Below are 16,933 nucleotides of genomic sequence, written 5' to 3'. Positions count from 1 at the left end.
TGGTTGCATCATTTCCAGGTTTACAATTGTAATACAAATGTAAATAGTAATTTACATTTGTATTACAATTGTAAATAGCATGTGGTATATTAAATCTAAGTGTTTATACCATGCTCATAATGAGCATTTAAAACTACCTTATATGAAGGTTAAAATGAATGAAGGCTTTATTTTGTTTTAAGCTGCATTTTTCTATTCCTGAACTTTTGTTTATCTTCAGGTTTACAATCAGTAATATTAAAAGCTTAAGTTTTTGACCGACCGTCTGCGTAAAATTGCTACCTTTTTTAATTTAAGCCCGGCTGACTTTGCTGATCTGGTAGGTGTTTCCAGGCCTGTAATTAGTCATATTTTTTCGGAACGTAATAAGCCCAGCCTGGAAGTAGTACAAAAGATTGGAGCGGCCTTTCCGGACCTTAACCTAGAGTGGCTTTTATTTGGAAACGGCGAAATGCTAAAATCAATAGCAGCGAAGCAGCCTGAAAATGTATTGGCAGCAGAGGTTAAATCGCAAGCGCAGGATGAGGAACTCGTAGTTGCTGAAGCTCCAATAACCCGGAATACTTCTAATAATGTTCAGCCTGAACCCTTGGCTTTACCACAATTAACCAATTCCCAAAAAGTTATTCGGATTGTTTTCTTTTACGCAGATAATACATTCAGCGAATTCTGTCCTTCTGAAAAAGGATAGGATTATTTTGTGGTCTATTTTATTCAATGTTAAAATTGGACTGTTATTCAACCCGGTTCATAGTATATCCGCTCCTTAGTTTTTTCATCTAATTCTATACCGTTTTTAATAAGCGCACCAAGTTTTAAAATCTCCAAACTGAAAGATATCCTGGTTCTGACCTTCCTTAAAGAGCCTTGCCGGGATTCCGGTCTTTACAAAAAAAAATGTGCCAGCTTCCAGGTTTATTAGTTATAAATGCATAAGATTTTTGTTGATAATAGATCCTATATTAAATATGCACATGTTCTATATTTAAATATGCATGAGATGTTAAAAATGAAATGTGATTTTATGAATGGAAAATGGCAGGGAAAATATAGGATGGAAGGTTCAGTGTTATTATTCTAATATAATTTTTCTGATCAAGTGAATAGATTGTTTAATAGATAATGCTATATTGCATTAAGTATATTGAAACTCTTAAGCAAAAATCGAAGGAATACCTGATCGCTTTGGCTTTATAAAACTTGTGGTCGCTTCATTTGCCGGCTACCTGTTTTTGGCTGAATAGGGTATCAGAGAATTAGAGTTGTAACAACTTTACCAGAAGCAGTTTAGGCTGCCGGAGAAGTTGTTAGGAATTTATAAAGGTCTAGGAACCTAAATTTGTTTATTCCGTTAATTTTAATCCGGAATATTCGGCTCTTTTTTAAATTAATGTATTTTAATCAAGTATGTCAAGTAGCGTTGTGCAGGCCGATATTTTAACTTTTCTCACGAGCATTCAGGATGATATTCAGGATATGGATGGGTTGCTGGAGGCTATACGGCAGGAAAATCAGCGGGCAGAAATATATGGTCGGCAAAATATTGCTGAACTCATGGAGATCAGCGCATATCAGTGGCAGCTCGAACAGGTAGAAATGAAGCTGAAAGCGCCTTCGCTCATTAAAATTACCTTTATACCGGAAGGAGAGAAGGTTCAGACCCCCAAAACGGAAGAAGAGAAAATAGAAGCGATCCTGCTAACCCTGATCATGCGGATAATCCGTTATAATGGTTTGCGGGAAAAAGAAATAAAATAACAGCTTTTCGGCTAAATTACCTGCCATACTACCAGTACTTGTTTTAGCTATTATTTTTAGTAAACCATTCGAAAGCGGCATTTGAATCCGGACAATAGCTAAATTGATAGGGCAGATCCTGGCCTTTAAGCACACTGGAAATAAAGCTTGAGATGTAGGTTTCGTTCTCAAAATTGCCACTGGCCAGACGAGCCACCTTTCGTAAAGGGCAATTCAATACTTTCTTTCTGAAATATTCGTAGGTCCAGCTGCTTTCTCCCAACTCCATAAAATCAACGTCGCGGGCATCGATCAGCCAATTTTTGGTTTGATATTCAATAGCAAGTTTAAGCATCTCATCCAGCATATGCATGTACATGTCGCTGTTTACGTGGCCGTACCAGCTTAACTGCAAAGTACTAAACTTGTCGTAGTATTCAATTTCATGCCTATCTTTCTGGTATACCAGCTGTGGCAAGCAGGATATGAGATACATAAGGTCGTTTTTAGCGTTTTACCAAAGATGCATTCTTAAATTTAAAAATCAAAAAATTTGTTAAAACATTGTGCTAACTGCACCAGCGTTGCTGAAAGGCAATATACGAGGAATACAATAAAAGAGATTTAACCAATAAAAAAAGCCCTTCAACATTTGCTGAAGGGCTTTCTTGCGGTCCGGACGGGACTCGAACCCGCGACCTCCGCCGTGACAGGGCGGCATTCTAACCAACTGAACTACCGGACCAATACTTTTTAACTTTCAAACCGTAGCGTTTTAAAGCGCTTTATTCCGTTTTGATGATGCAAATGTAGAAGGTTAATTTTAATTATGCAATATTCAGGAAGAAATATTTTTGTAAAAATGGTTAATGCCTGATAATGAGCCCGAAAAAAAATGCGGTGGTTTCCGGATTGGATTTAATCAGCCCCGAAAACTCAGCTTTGGCAACCCTGACACCTGAGATTTTTAAAATGGCAGCAGGCTGGAGCGAACTTTAAGAGGCGAAATATTTTTTTATAAGAGTTTTTAAGCGATAAAAGATACCGTTTGTATTTCCGGCAAATGCTGCTGTAACGCTATAAAACGAAAAAGGTCCCGAATTGCTTCGGGACCTTTTTGCGGTCCGGACGGGACTCGAACCCGCGACCTCCGCCGTGACAGGGCGGCATTCTAACCAACTGAACTACCGGACCAATACTTTTTAACTTTCAAACCGTAGCGTTTTAAAGCGCTTTATTCCGTTTTGATGATGCAAATGTAGAAGGCAGAAATTTACGGTGCAATATTTTTCCGGAAGTTTTTTTTAAGCGGTTCATTTCCAGCGGAATTATTTTCAGACCCAAAGGAATTTTACGTAAAAATACCGTTCGCTACGCGGAATCTTTTACTTTTGCAATACTAAAACGGAGAAAACCCTATGCTCTTAGATTTTGAACAACCCATAGCTGCCCTTGAAGGCAAATTGCAGGAAATGAAAAAACTGGCCGAAGAAAGTCAGGTTGACGTTTCGGAAGCTGTAAAAGCGCTGGAAGATAAAATTAAAACCCTTAAAAAAGAAACATACGCCAACCTTACCCGTTGGCAGCGGGTGCAGCTTTCGCGCCACCCGGACCGACCATATACCTTAGATTACATTCAGGGTATGGCCGAGAAATTTATTGAACTGCACGGCGACCGGAACGTGAGCGACGATAAAGCCATGGTGGGTGGTTTTGGCGAGCTGGATGGCCGCACGGTCATGTTTATCGGGCAGCAGAAAGGACGTAATACCAAACAGCGCCAGCTTCGTAATTTCGGGATGGCCAACCCGGAAGGTTACCGGAAAGCGCTGCGTTTAATGCGTATGGCCGAAAAATTCGGTAAACCGATCGTTACACTGATCGATACGCCGGGCGCATTTCCTGGTTTAGAAGCCGAAGAACGTGGACAAGGTGAAGCGATTGCCCGCAATCTGAAGGAAATGTTCAGCCTTACCGTACCGGTAATTTGTATCGTGATTGGTGAAGGTGCTTCGGGTGGTGCGTTGGGTATTGCCATTGGCGACCGGGTTTTAATGCTGGAAAACAGCTGGTATTCGGTAATTTCTCCCGAAAACTGCTCTACTATTCTATGGCGCACCTGGGCTTATAAGGAACAAGCAGCAGAGGCTCTTAAATTAACGGCTACCGATATGTTGAAGCATAAGCTCGTAGATGGCATCATTAAAGAACCGCTCGGCGGCGCGCACACTGATCCGGAAAAAATGATCAAGACGCTGAAAAAGAAAATCCTGGAAACCATTGACGAGCTGGAAGCAATAGATCCGGAGGAACGTATTTCGCAGCGCATCGATAAATTCTCGAACATGGGCGTGGTAAACGAACTGGCCGGCGGCATCGAGAATAATTATACCATTATCTAATTCCCGGCAAAATTCCCCTTTAAAACTTGCTGAAGGGGAATTTTGTTGTTTTATTACAGGAGACGAGGTCCAAAAATGGTATGGTTTTCCGGCGAAAAAGTCGAAAGACCGAACCTCGAAAATACGAAGAACCGAACAAATGAATCTGCACGTAATAGATACCGGATTTTTTAAGCTGGATGGCGGGGCCATGTTTGGCGTAGTGCCGAAAACCTTGTGGCAGCGTACCAACCCGGCCGACGAAAATAATTTATGCACCTGGGCCATGCGCTGTTTACTGATCGAAGACGGCAACCGGCTGATCCTGATCGATAACGGTATTGGCACCAAGCAAGACGCTAAATTTTTCAGCCATTATTACCTGCACGGCAATGCTACGCTTGATAGTTCGTTAAAGAAAGCCGGTTTTTCGCCGGAAGATATCACCGATGTTTTCCTGACGCATTTGCATTTTGACCATTGCGGCGGCGGCGTGAAAAATAACCAAAGCGGCGGCCTGGAATTAACATTTCCGAATGCCACGTATTGGAGCAACGAAGATCACTGGAAATGGGCTACCATTCCGAATGCACGCGAAAAAGCTTCATTCCTGAAAGAGAATATTCTGCCCATGCAGGAAAGCGGCCACTTGAAATTTATTGACCGGGGCGAACGTTCGCCGTTCAGCCAGTTCGATATTCTGTATATGGATGGGCACACCGATAAAATGATGCTGCCCATTATTCCATATAAAAACGAGCACCTGGTTTTCATGGCCGATTTGCTGCCATCGGTAGGGCATTTGCCAATTCCTTACGTAATGGGCTACGATACGCGCCCCTTGCTGACTTTAGCCGAAAAAGAAGATTTCCTGACCAAAGCGGCAGCCGATAAGTACGTACTTTTTTTTGAACACGATGCGGTAAACGAATGCGCCACCGTAACCCAAACCGAAAAAGGCGTAAGGCTGGAAAATACCTTCAAATTAACTGAGCTTTGATTCCAAAACAACGGCGGGTAGGCGTAACGTTTTCGGGCGGCGCGGCGCGGGGTATTTCACACCTGGGCGTTTTGCAGGCGCTCCGGGAAATGCATATTCCGGTGGAAGTACTTTCCGGCACCAGTTCCGGCGCTATTACCAGCGCGTTTTACGGTGCCGGATACGACCCCAAGGAAATTCTGAAGATCATTCAGCAAACCAACGTAGGCAGGCTCATGCGGCCGGCTTTCAGTCGTTTCGGCTTGATGAACCTGGACGAAGTGGAAAAAGTGCTGCTGAAATACCTGGGCGATATCAGTTTTGAGAATCTGAAATATGAAGTTGTAATTACGGCAACGGATATTGACCAGGGCGTAGTGGTATATTTTTCGGAAGGAAAACTCATGAAACCGCTTCTGGCTTCGTGTTCGGTTCCGTTGCTTTACCAGCCGGTAGTTTACCAGGGAAGGCAGTTGTTAGACGGTGGTTTGCTGAATAATATGCCGGTAGAATGCCTGACCAATCGTTGCGATTTTGTGATAGGCGTGCACTGCAATCCGTTGAACCACCAGGCGCGCGTTACCACGTTAAAAAGCATGATCGAACGCACGTTTCACCTGGCCATAAACAACAATGTGCAGGCCCGTTATAAATTCTGCGATCTGTTAATTGAAGCGCCGGAACTGAAAGGATATAACCTGCTCAATTACAGCAAAGGCCAGGAACTTTTCGACATTGGCTACCAATACACCCTTTCTTTGCAAGACAAGCTTAAACCTTTAGCGGCTTACTAAAAATTTGTATCTTCGCTTTCAGACTTTTTCTACCTAAAAACATACCGTTTTTCTAGCGCTTAATACATTATGGCAATTACAATTACCGACATTTCTAAGAAAGGCAAAACGCCTACCGGTACCGAACTGAACACCAAAGGCTGGGTGCAGGAAGCTGCCTTACGCATGCTCTACAATAACCTCGATCCGGATGTGGCTGAACGGCCGGAAGACCTGGTTGTTTATGGCGGAACCGGCAAAGCAGCCCGCAACTGGGAAGCCTTCGACTTAATTGTGAAAGCGCTCAAAGACCTGGAAGAAGATGAAACGCTATTGGTACAGAGCGGAAAACCGGTAGGCATTTTACCTACGCATAAAGATGCGCCGCGCGTACTGATCTCTAATTCCATGCTGGTGCCGCACTGGGCCAACTGGAAAAAATTCCGCGAACTGGAAGCCAAAGGATTGACCATGTACGGCCAGATGACGGCTGGCTCCTGGATCTACATCGGTTCGCAGGGCATTGTGCAGGGAACTTATGAAACGTACGCTGAAGTGGCCCGCCAGCATTTTGGTGGAAGTTTAAAAGGTACCTTGAACGTAACGGCCGGTTTAGGCGGAATGGGTGGCGCGCAACCGTTAGCTATTACCATGAACGAAGGCGTTTGCCTGGCCGCTGAAATGGAAGAATGGCGCATTCGGAAACGTCTGGAAACGCGCTACCTCGATAAAATGACCAATTCCATTGAAGAAGGCATTAGCTGGGCATTGGAAGCCAAAGCCAACGGCGAAGCTATTTCGATTGGGGTAGTTTGCAACGCCGTAGATCTTCTGCAGGCTTTGCTTGACAGGAATATTACTCCGGATACGCTAACCGACCAGACTTCGGCGCACGATGCTTTGGTAGGTTATTTCCCGGAAAACATGAGCGTGGAAGAAGCCAACGTTTTGCGCCAGCAGAACCCAGAATTGTACGTTGAAAAATCGTTAGATACCATGGCCCGCCACGTAAAGCAAATGCTGGAACTTCAGAAACGCGGCGCGGTAACGTTCGATTACGGCAATAACCTGCGCGGACAAGCCCACGATCTGCGTGGCGTTGAAAATGCGTTTGATTTCCCGGGTTTTGTACCGGCTTATATCCGTCCGTTATTCTGCGAAGGCAAAGGTCCTTTCCGTTGGGTGGCTTTGAGCGGCGATCCGGAAGATATTCGGGTTACCGATGAGGTTTTACTGGAGCTTTTCCCGGAAAATAAATCGTTGGCCCGCTGGATAAAAATGGCGCAGGAACGCATTGCCTTCCAGGGTTTACCGGCCCGGATCTGCTGGTTAGGCCAGGGCGAACGCGAAATTGCCGGTTTGGCTTTCAATAAACTGGTGCGCGAAGGAAAAGTAAAAGCCCCGATCGTTATTGGCCGCGACCACTTAGATACCGGTTCCGTAGCTTCGCCAAACCGCGAAACCGAAGCCATGAAAGATGGTTCTGATGCCATTGCCGACTGGCCGGTACTGAACGCGATGATCAATACCGCCGGCGGCGCGAGTTGGGTTTCCCTGCACCATGGCGGTGGCGTAGGCATTGGTTATTCCATTCACGCGGGTATGGTAATTGTTGCCGATGGTACCGAAGATGCCGAGATCCGTTTAAAGCGCGTATTGCACAACGACCCGGCCATGGGCGTACTGCGTCACCTCGATGCCGGTTACGACATTGCCGCAGATACTGCGCGTAAGCACCGGCTGGATATTAAAGAACGCCTGAAATAGTTTTTGTTCCTGAATTTTTAAAAAGCCGTTGCTTTAAAAAGCAGCGGCTTTTTTCATTTATAAATATTGTTTTTTTTTACACTGAACACAAGTGAGCGAGAGAGAGGATAAAGGTTGCAAGTGCAGCGCTGAAAAACTTGATCTGCTTTCAGAAACAAGGTATTGCCAATCACTGATAAGTATTTTAATTAACATTCAACATGAACAGTTTTTTAAGATTTGTTTTATCTATTCATTACTAATCATTAATTAAAAAACGCTATGCTTTCAGGCTTTAAAACTGTCTTAAAAAAATATATAGCAAATCTTTAATAGAACTTCGCCCTGAATTAAGGAAACGCGTATAAGGAAGTAAAAAAACAAAACCTCAATACTTCTAATTACCCTTTTATGCGCAGATTACTTACGCTGGCTTTTTTCCTCGCTTTTAGTTTTGCCGCTTTTGCCCAGCAAAACACAAGTTCTCTTATCAGTGCCAAGATCAAAGACGGCTCTATTATGGTGGGCGGCAACCTGGGTGCTTCGTACCAGAAATTTTCCCGCGACAACCTGAACACCGGTAAAAAAGAAACCGGCGACCTGATCGAAGTGCGATTTGCCACTAAAACCGGTTATTTCTTCCTGCCCGACTTTGCCGTGGGATTGAATGCCGCGGTAGAACATACCAGCATCAACATCGATTCTACCCGTTTCGGCTCTAAAAACACCTATTTACTGGCCGGGCCGTTTGTGCGTTATTACCTTAATAATGGCTTATTCGGCGAATTGAACGTGAATGCCGGAGTAAATACAGTAAAAAATGGAAATAAAACGGATATAAAAAGTGCAGCCTTGGGTGTGGGTTATGCCTACTTCCTGAACGAACGGATCGCGATTGAACCTTTGCTGAGTTTCACCTATGTGCAGGGGCGGGTAGATAACCCGGATGTGAATACAAAAGACAGTCAGTTTGGCCCGGTTCTCAATGTTGGTATTCAGGCGTATTTGTGGGTACCAACGCGGGTTTTACCTACCAAATAGAAATGGTATCGGAAACGAACCAAAAAGTCAGGCCTGTAAGCCTGACTTTTTTTGTATCGCGCTGTAGCATTATTTCCTAACTTTGTTTTCTATTCTCATAATACCATGTTCGGAAAGTTTTTAGCAAAAATTATATTTAAAGCAGCCGGTTGGAAACAAGTGGGCAACGTGCCGCCGGAAGTAAAAAAATGCATCATGGTGGCCGCGCCACATACCAGCAACTGGGATTTTATCTTCGCCCGCGGCGCGTTTTATTTAATGGATCTGCCGGTAAAATTTACCATAAAAAGCGAAGCCATGGTTGGGCCGCTGGGCTGGCTTTTAGATAAAATGGGCGCCTTGCCGGTAAACCGCAAAAAGAACAACAGCCTGGTAAATGCCATGATCGATTTGTTTAATGAACGCGAACAACTGGTAATTTTAGTTACGCCCGAAGGCACCCGCAAATACCAGCCGCGCTGGCGCAAAGGTTTCTACCACGCTGCTTTCGGAGCAGGTGTGCCCATTGCCTTAGGCTACCTCGATTACAAGAAAAAGGAAGCCGGCGTGGGTCCTTTATTTTACCCGACCGGCGACGTGGATGGCGATATCGAAAAGATTAAAGACTTCTACCGGACAGTTACAGCGAAGTATCCTGAGAATGGAGTAAGATAGTTTTGAGGTGGAAAGGATAGCGTTTTTGTAGTTCAGTAAAAAAGAATTTGCTTAAAGCACATTTAAATCACCAACCATAGCTTTGAAAAACGCTATGGTTTTAAGCTCATAAATTACACCGCAAATATTACAACTTATAATAATAGGAGATGATAAGTAAAGTTTATTTAATCGATGATGACGAAATTTGTCTGCTTTCGTCGGAATATATTTTTACGGAAAGTCATTACTCCAATGGTTGTTCTATTTTTAATGATCCGCGGAAAGCACTTACTACTTTAATGCAGGATCTGGAGACAGACAACTTGCCGGAGATCATCGTTTTAGACATGCATATTCCGGCTATGAGTGGTTGGGAGTTTTTGGAAAAACTGAAACCGTATGAAGCGCAGCTCAGAAACAAGTGCTTTATTTACATGCTTACTTCCTCGGTAAACGAATCGGATCTGGTGCGGGCGCAAAGCTGCAATCTTGTTTTTGAACTGATCAGGAAACCTTTTACGCTTGATAAATTAAACCAGATCGTGCGGGATATTGTAATTATGAAGAATAAATACGCATAGGTTTTGGTATTCTGATGGCAATATTTTTCCTGCCGTAATTTTCAGTAAAATGCACAAGCTATAATTCCCTCGGAAACGAGATAATAAACTTCGCACCTTCGTTCGGTTTACTTTCTACATTTATTTGGCCGCCTAAATTGGTAACGTGGCTATGTACTAAATAAAGGCCGATGCCTTTGCTATCGGATTGGTCATGAAATTTCTGATGCAGCCCGAAGATCCTGTCGTTTACTTTTTCCAGGTCAAAACCCTGCCCATTATCGGCTACCACTAAATTTTTGATACCGTTTACCTGCTCCGAATAGATAGAAATTTCCGGCAACAGATCGGGCCGGGCGTATTTAATAGCATTGGTAATTAAATTCAGAAAAATGCTTTTCAGGTAAACTTTATTGAACCGGATGGCAGGCGCTTCGGCAAAGTTTACGTGAATGGTGGCTTTGGAAGATTGTACAAGGGAACTGATAGATTGAAGCACTTCCTGCAAATTTTCCTTTAGGTCAATTTCTTCCACGTTGGCCTGAACATTGTGCTTTTCGATCAAGACATCCACATAATTGTCCATGGTTTGCCGTAACTGATCGCCGGCTAATTTCAGGGTCTCTACAAACATTGCCGTTTTCTGATCACCGATCCGGGAAACATCGATCAGGCTGAAAATTGAAAGTAGATTATTGACCGGCGAACGCAGATCGTGGGAAGTGGTATAGGTAAATTGCTTCAGCTCTTTATTTATCTTGGTAAGATCGGCCAATAATGAATTCCTTTCCGCTTCCTGCTTTTTTTTATGGGTAATATTTTTTGCGATGGCAAAAATCACTTTTTCGCTTTCTACCGGTTGGGAAGTCCAGGAAAGCCATACAATTTCCCCGGATTTGGTTACGTAGCGGTTTTCAAAATTGCGAAGGGGTTTGGCTTTGGTTAATTCTTTCCGGACCGATGCGGTAGTTAATTTATCTTCCTCATACACAAAATCGTTGATGGGCCGGGAATACAATTCTTCCAGCGAATAACCAAGCAGTTTCGGAACGGCGGCGTTTATCTTTTTGAAATAGCCATCGTAACCAGCAATGCACAACAGATCAGGCGATAACTCAAAAAATAGTTCGTATTTAAAATTTGCATCGATCATCGGAAAATAAGGCTGGAGATTTAATAAGTCGAAAGTAAGGAATCTCGCAGGAATTTTCTTGTGTTTAAATTTATTATCTTCGAAGTCTTTATTTAACTAGCGATATCGAAAAGATCAAAGAATTTTACCGGACTGTTACGACGAAGTATCCGGAGAATAGGGTAAGGTAGTTTTTGGGGTGGAAGGGATAGCGTTTTGTAACCAGAGTAAATCAAAAAAATTAGACTATAAACCAAAATATGAAAAATAAGACCTACAAAATATTACTATTATTTTTAATCCTTAGTATTGAATTTTCAAATGCGCAAACTTTAATTGTTGGAAGAGTATTAAATAAAAATACCCAAAAACCGATCGGTGACGCTACTATTTTTTCAGAAAAAACTAAACAAGAAATTAAGCCTAATATTATGGGGTTTTTCCAAATCCCAAATGATACAAGCGATTATATTATAATTAAAGCTTTGGGGTATCTTGATGAGAAGTTAAAAGTTCCCATTGGTAATTTTCAAATTCATTTAGATGAAAACATAACTCCGGATTATAAGGGCGGACTTACGGAGTTTTATAAAAATTTCACTTTAAATATCCATTACCCAGCCAGGGCATTGTCTTCAAAAATTCAGCGAAAAGTATTTGTTCAATTCGAGTTAGACAGTGTGAACGGAATCCAGAATATTAATATTATTAATGATCCTGAAAATATTTTTGGTCCTGAAATAATTAAAGTTTTACTCTCAAGTCAGAAAAACTGGGTGCTTAAATCCAAAAACTCGCTTATCGTTTTACCTGTTTCTTTTCATATTAAAGGAAAAAAAACAGGTACAAACGAATCACAAATCCCTATTCCTAAAGGTATATTACTTGGTGAAATGTTTGTTACAGCTTCAATAAGGTATTAAGTTAATAATTTGAAATTGTAATAACCCATCCGAATAAAAAAGCCGTTTCAAATAATTTGAAACGGCTTTTTTAATAATAAACAAACAATTTATTTAAGCCAACTGCCTCAAATCCACCGGAATCAAACTACTCACCCCAGGTTCCTTCATCGTCACCCCGTACATCACATCCGTAGAAGCCATGGTGCGTTTGTTGTGGGTTACTACTATGAACTGCGAGCTGTCGGAGAATTTCCGGATGATGTTGTTGAACTTGTCGATGTTGGCGTCGTCGAGCGGGGCATCTACCTCGTCGAAGATACAGAACGGTGCCGGCTTGAGCAGGTAAATGGCAAAGAGCAGGGAAATAGCCGTTAAGGTTTTTTCGCCTCCGGAAAGCTGGTTGATCGTGAGCGGACGTTTACCTTTCGGGCGCGCCATAATCTCGATCTTCGATTCCGTCGGGTTGCTCGGGTCTACAAGCACCAGGTCGCAGCTGTCGTCTTCGGAGAACAGGCTGCGGAACACGCGGTTAAAGTTCTCCTTGATCTCCAGGAACGAGTTCATAAATTTATCCTTCGCCACCGTATCGATCTCCTCAATGGTTTTCACCAGAATTTCCTTCGCGTTCAGCAAATCCTGGCGCTGGGTCCGGATGAAGTTGTTGCGTTCGTCAATTTCCTGGTAAGCTTCCGCCGCCATCGGGTTTACCGGACCAATATTGTCAAGTTGTTGTTTCACCGTCTGGATGTTCTTGCTCAGTTCTTCGGTTTCAATTTCGAGCGGTTCCACGGAGTTTTGCAGGTCTTCCGGCGTTAAATTGAATTCGGCGGAAAGACGTTCCAGCACAGCTACCAGTTTCAGTTTGGTTTCGTTGATGGTGTTCTGCATCTGCATCATCAGGTCGTTGCCGAGCTGCTGGTTGCGCTGCATTTCCCGCAGTTGTTTTTCCTTCAGGTCAATTTCGCCGCGCAGGGTAAAGTACTGTTTTTCAACTTCTTCCTGTTGCTTGGCAGCCACATCTTTTTCCGCCATCAAACCGATCAAAGCATCCGAATTTTCTTCCACGAAACTTTCCGAGTTCTCAATTTCGATCTCGGCGCGTTCCAGTTCTTCCTGTTGGGTCTGAATGCGAAGCGTGCTGTTTTCGAGGTTTTTCTGCTTGTAAATAATTTCCTGCTGCAAACTGCTCAGGCGGTTTTTCAGCTGGTGATAGGTAATATTTTCCTGGTTGAAAACAGCGTTCAAATTCCCGATAACTTCGTTCTGCTTGTTGATCTGGTCGGTTAAATTCCCGATGTTTTCTTCCAGCAATTCCAGTTCTTCTTTGCCGGCTTCCGCTTCCGGACGCATTTCCTGGAACTTGTAGCGCAGGTCGTTTAACCGTTCCTGCATTTCTTCCTTCTGATCCAGCTGGTTTTTACGGTTCAAAAGGTACTGTTCCTGCCGGATGCGCACGCCCATCAGTTCCTGCTGCATTTCAGCCACTTTTTTCTCCATTTCGCGTACTGTTTGCGGCACCAACGCAGCTTTCAGGTTTTGCAAAACGAGTTGTTTGGTATTTACCAGGCTTTTCTGAAGCTCGGTTTTCTGCTGCAGTTCGGTCAGTTCTTCGGCAAGTTTTTCCAGGTTCTGCGCCCGGCCAATCCTATTCCCATCGAACAAACCAACCGAACCACCGGAAACGGAAAGCGGTTTTTTAATGATCGAGCCGTCGTTCAGAATATATGTTCTGCCGTCACCGGAGAAGAAACTCGCGTCGCTTACGTTACTGATGAAAACTTCGTTGAGCATATAACGCAGCAGTTCGTCGTATTTCAGATCCGCCGAAACCACTTCGTAAGCCGCCACCAGTTTGCCTTCCGAAACCGTTGGCTCCAGCTCCATATCGGCAATTTCCGAAAGGATAATGAAGTTGGCGCGACCTTTATTCTGGTTGTTCAAAAGCGTGATCGCCTGCAACGCATCTTCCGGCGTATCTACCACGAAGAAGTTCATATAAGGCTCCAGATAACTCTCGATCAGGGCTTTATATTCCTGCTGACAAACAATAAGGTCGGAGAGGAGCGGTGCCGGATTATTCCAGTCCTTTGATTTCACCAGGAATTTAATGGCATCCGGGAAACCTTCCAGGTTATCGACCAGCGATTTGGTAAGCTTGTATTGGTTATTTTTCGAGTCGGTTTTACGGCTTAATTCCGCCAGTTCCGTTTTCTCAGTCTGAATTTCGATTTCCAGGTTGTTGATGTCGGTGCGGATCTGTTCCTGCTCGGCAATGAATTTTTCCAGTTCCGAATTTTTCTCCGAAAGCTCAAATTGCAGGTCCGCTAAATTCTCTTCAAACTGGCGCGCCACGTCTTCTTCCGACCCCGAAAGCTGCTCTAGTTTCTCGATCTCGTTCTGCAAATGCACGATCTGCACCTGCGCAATTTCCAGGTCCTTGTTCAGGTTGAAAACAGTTTGTTGCTTGGTTTTATAACGCGCCGAAACTTCCTGGAACTGGTTCTGTAGGGTATTTTTATAAGTCGAAGCTTCGTTAATGTGCACACGTTGCGCCTGCGTTTGTTCTTCCGCTGCCAGGAAATTTTCCTGAACCGCTTCCACTTCGCCTTCCAGTTGCTCGATCGAGCTTTGCGTCTGAGTGAGGTTCACTTTGTCCTGCGCCAGTTGCTGCTGCAAATTCAGAACGCGTTCTTTCAGGTAGCCGCAACGTTCACTTTTCAGCTTAATATCGGCTTCCAGTTGACGAATTCTGTAGGTCTGGTCATTAATATTTTTCTGGCTCGCGCTCAGGTTTTGCTGGGTTTCGTCGAGCTGATTTTTGAGTTGCTGTAATTGGTCTTCGGTCTGGTTCAGGAGTTCCGAAATATCGGTTTTCTGCGTGCTTTCCTTTTCCAGTTCCTTCTCCAAACGCTCCAAGGTGCTCTGGTGCTGCTCCATTGAACGGCGCGCATATTCCAGGCTGTATTTTTTGTAATCTTCCTTAAGCTTGAAATATTTGTCGCTGATCTTCGCCTGACGTTCCAGGCTTTTCAGGTTTTTACTAATCTCGAACAACACGTCTTCCACGCGCTCCAGGTCGGCATCAGTTTCTTCCAGCTTCTTCAGGGTCTGCTTTTTCCGAACCTTGAACTTGGAAATACCAGCCGCTTCTTCAAACAACGTGCGGCGCGAATTTTCCTTATCGTTCAGGATCTCATCCACCATTTTCAGCTCGATGATGGCATAAGAATCGGAGCCGATACCGGTGTCGAGGAAGAGGTCGTTGATGTCTTTGAGGCGGCAGGTAACGCCGTTGAGCATATATTCTGAATCGCCGGAGCGGTGGTAGCGACGCGTAACCGTTACCTGCGAATATTCGCTTGGTAGAATGCCTTTGTCGTTGTCGAAGGTGAGGGAAACCTCCGCCATTTGCACCGGCTTGCGGTTTTTGGAGCCGTTAAAGATCACGTTCTCCATTTTATCGGAGCGCAAATTCCGGGTTTTCTGTTCACCCAGCACCCACCGGATCGCGTCCACAATGTTGGATTTTCCGCAACCATTCGGCCCCACAATTCCGGTAATCCCGTCGTTGAAGTTTAAGGTAACCTTATCGCCGAAGCTTTTAAATCCTTTAATTTCTAATTTCGATACTTGCATTCCTATTCGCTACAATTCTTGTTTTTGCTGAAGCACTTTTTTAGGGTTTTTCCTACCGTTTTTTTGTCATTTAAAATTTTTGCGTCATCCCGAGCTTGCCGAGGGAACTAACGCGTACCGGACCCACACGAAAGGTAATCTCAAGACCATAGGCAAGAAATTTATCTCTTCGCGCAAATTCCATAGTAGTATCCGTTAGTTCCCTCGGCAAGCTCGGGATGACCTAAAACGCGTTTTCAGCAAAACACATCAACCTACAAATTTAAGGCTTTTTCGGGAGAAATAATTCAGAAATTGGTTCATAAGGAGCATAAATCGCGTAAAAAACGGTATCTTTTGGGAGCAAAAAAGTATAGCGGTTTATGGAAGGAATTCAGTTAATTATTTTCGGGCTGGTAGCGGTGGTTTGGCTGGCGATCTGGATTATCCGGATGTTTTCGAAAGCGTTTGATCAGCCCGCAGCAACAAATAAAAAACCATTCGTCCCGAAACCCAATACGTCGCTGGAAGAAATGCTGCGACAACACCGGCCTAAACCGGAACCCGAAATTCTGGAACGCTCAGAGCCGCGGGTTGCCAGAACGCTGGAAGTGCAGGAACCCAGAAGGAAATCATTGGAAACCCAGGTGCCAATGGGAAGATCGCAGGAAAGCGTTTTAGGCGAATTTACCGGGCAACGCGAAGATATTGTACGCCGGCGACAGGAAAGAACGGTTTTTCAGAAACGAGAACCGCGGCCGGTTTCCGTGTTTGCGCAAATGCTCCGGAATCCGGAAGGCGCTCGGAATGCAGTGGTTTTAGCGGAGATTTTGAAGCGGAAGTTTTAAAGAATTGAATTTAAATTATGCAAAAGCTCAATAATCTTTTAGGTTATTTTCAACTAATTGGATTTTCGATAATTTTGATAATTTTCTCGGTTTACAAAATTTCAGAAGGTATAGAAGAAGCGATCTATACCTTACCTTTTGGTATGGTTTTACTTTTGCCGTTTATTTTAATAGCGTTCATTGCACTTAGAAAGAAAGGTGATGTTAGGAAAAACCTTGATTTTTATTTGAATGTGTTTTGGGCATTTATCGCATTAACAGGATTATTGCTAATGTTATATTGGAGTTATAGGATTAATTACGGTATATTGATCTTACTAATAATTCCAGTCTGTTTAATTTTCCTAAGTAGGGCTGATCTTAAACTATTGCTGATTTATTTACTTGGCTGCTCTTTTCTTATATTTATTTGTGCATTGGTTTTTATTAGATACCTACAATTCTCACTTTAATAAAAATAGTATCGTCAACGAATACTTTAAAATTCAGATAGTTAATACTGCGTTAGCGCAAAATTCATAATATTAGCACCCATCTTCAAAGCGGCTTCTTGTTGTTTTTTAATAAAAAAACCTCACCA

14 protein-coding genes and 2 tRNA genes are annotated in these 16,933 nt (G+C 43.4%); 11 read left to right on the top strand and 5 right to left on the bottom strand.

Annotation, left to right across the window (positions count from 1 at the left end):
- Nucleotides 1-253 precede the first annotated feature (253 nt).
- Both I5M27_RS08930 and I5M27_RS08925 read left to right on the top strand, forming a co-directional pair.
- Entirely contained in the window at nt 254-691 is a 438-nt protein-coding gene (locus tag I5M27_RS08930; RefSeq protein WP_200505841.1) for a helix-turn-helix transcriptional regulator, read from the top strand.
- 716 nt (nt 692-1,407) lie between these two features.
- Nucleotides 1,408-1,758 carry a hypothetical protein gene (locus tag I5M27_RS08925; RefSeq protein WP_200505840.1) on the top strand — a complete coding sequence of 117 codons (351 nt, stop codon included), beginning with the start codon at nt 1,408-1,410 and terminating at the stop codon, nt 1,756-1,758.
- A 43-nt stretch (nt 1,759-1,801) separates the two neighbouring features.
- Here the strand turns inward: I5M27_RS08925 and I5M27_RS08920 are convergent, their stop codons facing one another.
- From I5M27_RS08920 to I5M27_RS08910, 3 genes are all read right to left on the bottom strand, one after another.
- Nucleotides 1,802-2,233 carry a hypothetical protein gene (locus I5M27_RS08920; protein ID WP_200505839.1) on the bottom strand — a complete coding sequence of 144 codons (432 nt, stop codon included), beginning with the start codon at nt 2,231-2,233 and terminating at the stop codon, nt 1,802-1,804.
- A gap of 175 nt (nt 2,234-2,408) precedes the next feature.
- Nucleotides 2,409-2,482: transfer RNA gene (locus I5M27_RS08915), tRNA-Asp, on the bottom strand.
- A gap of 375 nt (nt 2,483-2,857) precedes the next feature.
- Nucleotides 2,858-2,931 (bottom strand) — tRNA-Asp (locus I5M27_RS08910).
- 224 nt (nt 2,932-3,155) lie between these two features.
- Between I5M27_RS08910 and I5M27_RS08905 the strand changes: the two genes are divergently transcribed.
- The 7 genes from I5M27_RS08905 to I5M27_RS08875 all read left to right on the top strand — a co-directional run bounded on the left by I5M27_RS08905 (nt 3,156) and on the right by I5M27_RS08875 (nt 9,874).
- The gene (locus tag I5M27_RS08905; protein WP_200505838.1) at nt 3,156-4,139 is read left to right on the top strand and encodes an acetyl-CoA carboxylase carboxyltransferase subunit alpha; all 984 of its coding nucleotides are present in this window, start codon (nt 3,156-3,158) and stop codon (nt 4,137-4,139) included.
- Between the two features lie 139 nt (nt 4,140-4,278).
- On the top strand, nt 4,279-5,118 hold the full coding sequence (locus I5M27_RS08900) for an MBL fold metallo-hydrolase (RefSeq protein ID WP_200505837.1): 840 nt from the start codon (nt 4,279-4,281) through the stop codon (nt 5,116-5,118).
- On the top strand, nt 5,115-5,891 hold the full coding sequence (locus I5M27_RS08895; protein WP_234462454.1) for a patatin-like phospholipase family protein: 777 nt from the start codon (nt 5,115-5,117) through the stop codon (nt 5,889-5,891). Before I5M27_RS08900 ends, I5M27_RS08895 begins: the two co-directional genes overlap by 4 nt.
- A gap of 69 nt (nt 5,892-5,960) precedes the next feature.
- A complete protein-coding gene (hutU, locus tag I5M27_RS08890) occupies nt 5,961-7,637 on the top strand; it encodes a urocanate hydratase (protein WP_200505836.1) in 1,677 nt (558 codons plus the stop codon).
- Between the two features lie 390 nt (nt 7,638-8,027).
- Entirely contained in the window at nt 8,028-8,657 is a 630-nt protein-coding gene (locus tag I5M27_RS08885) for an outer membrane beta-barrel protein (protein WP_200505835.1), read from the top strand.
- 105 nt (nt 8,658-8,762) lie between these two features.
- Nucleotides 8,763-9,311 (top strand): 1-acyl-sn-glycerol-3-phosphate acyltransferase, encoded by a 549-nt coding sequence (locus I5M27_RS08880; protein ID WP_200505834.1) that lies wholly within the window; start codon nt 8,763-8,765, stop codon nt 9,309-9,311.
- Nucleotides 9,312-9,460: 149 nt separating this feature from the next.
- The gene (locus I5M27_RS08875) at nt 9,461-9,874 is read left to right on the top strand and encodes a response regulator (protein ID WP_200505833.1); all 414 of its coding nucleotides are present in this window, start codon (nt 9,461-9,463) and stop codon (nt 9,872-9,874) included.
- Nucleotides 9,875-9,932: 58 nt separating this feature from the next.
- On the opposite strand, the gene I5M27_RS08870 is transcribed toward I5M27_RS08875, so the two are convergent.
- On the bottom strand, nt 9,933-11,006 hold the full coding sequence (locus I5M27_RS08870) for a PAS domain-containing sensor histidine kinase (protein WP_200505832.1): 1,074 nt from the start codon (nt 11,004-11,006) through the stop codon (nt 9,933-9,935).
- A gap of 239 nt (nt 11,007-11,245) precedes the next feature.
- Here I5M27_RS08870 and I5M27_RS08865 point away from each other — a divergent pair, with 239 nt between their 5' ends.
- Nucleotides 11,246-11,908: a hypothetical protein gene (locus I5M27_RS08865; RefSeq protein WP_200505831.1), complete on the top strand. Its 663-nt coding sequence runs from the start codon at nt 11,246-11,248 to the stop codon at nt 11,906-11,908.
- A 93-nt stretch (nt 11,909-12,001) separates the two neighbouring features.
- On the opposite strand, the gene smc is transcribed toward I5M27_RS08865, so the two are convergent.
- Entirely contained in the window at nt 12,002-15,526 is a 3,525-nt protein-coding gene (smc, locus tag I5M27_RS08860) for a chromosome segregation protein SMC (RefSeq protein ID WP_200505830.1), read from the bottom strand.
- Nucleotides 15,527-15,888: 362 nt separating this feature from the next.
- On the opposite strand from smc, the gene I5M27_RS08855 reads away from it, so the two are divergent.
- Nucleotides 15,889-16,353: a hypothetical protein gene (locus I5M27_RS08855; RefSeq protein ID WP_200505829.1), complete on the top strand. Its 465-nt coding sequence runs from the start codon at nt 15,889-15,891 to the stop codon at nt 16,351-16,353.
- Nucleotides 16,354-16,933: the final 580 nt, after the last annotated feature.

Origin of the sequence: Adhaeribacter terrigena, assembly GCF_016623615.1 — a bacterium.
Taxonomy (GTDB): domain Bacteria; phylum Bacteroidota; class Bacteroidia; order Cytophagales; family Hymenobacteraceae; genus Adhaeribacter_A; species Adhaeribacter_A terrigena.
The sequence above is the reverse complement of the archived record's forward strand: the minus strand, read 5'-3'. Positions and strand labels throughout refer to the sequence as shown.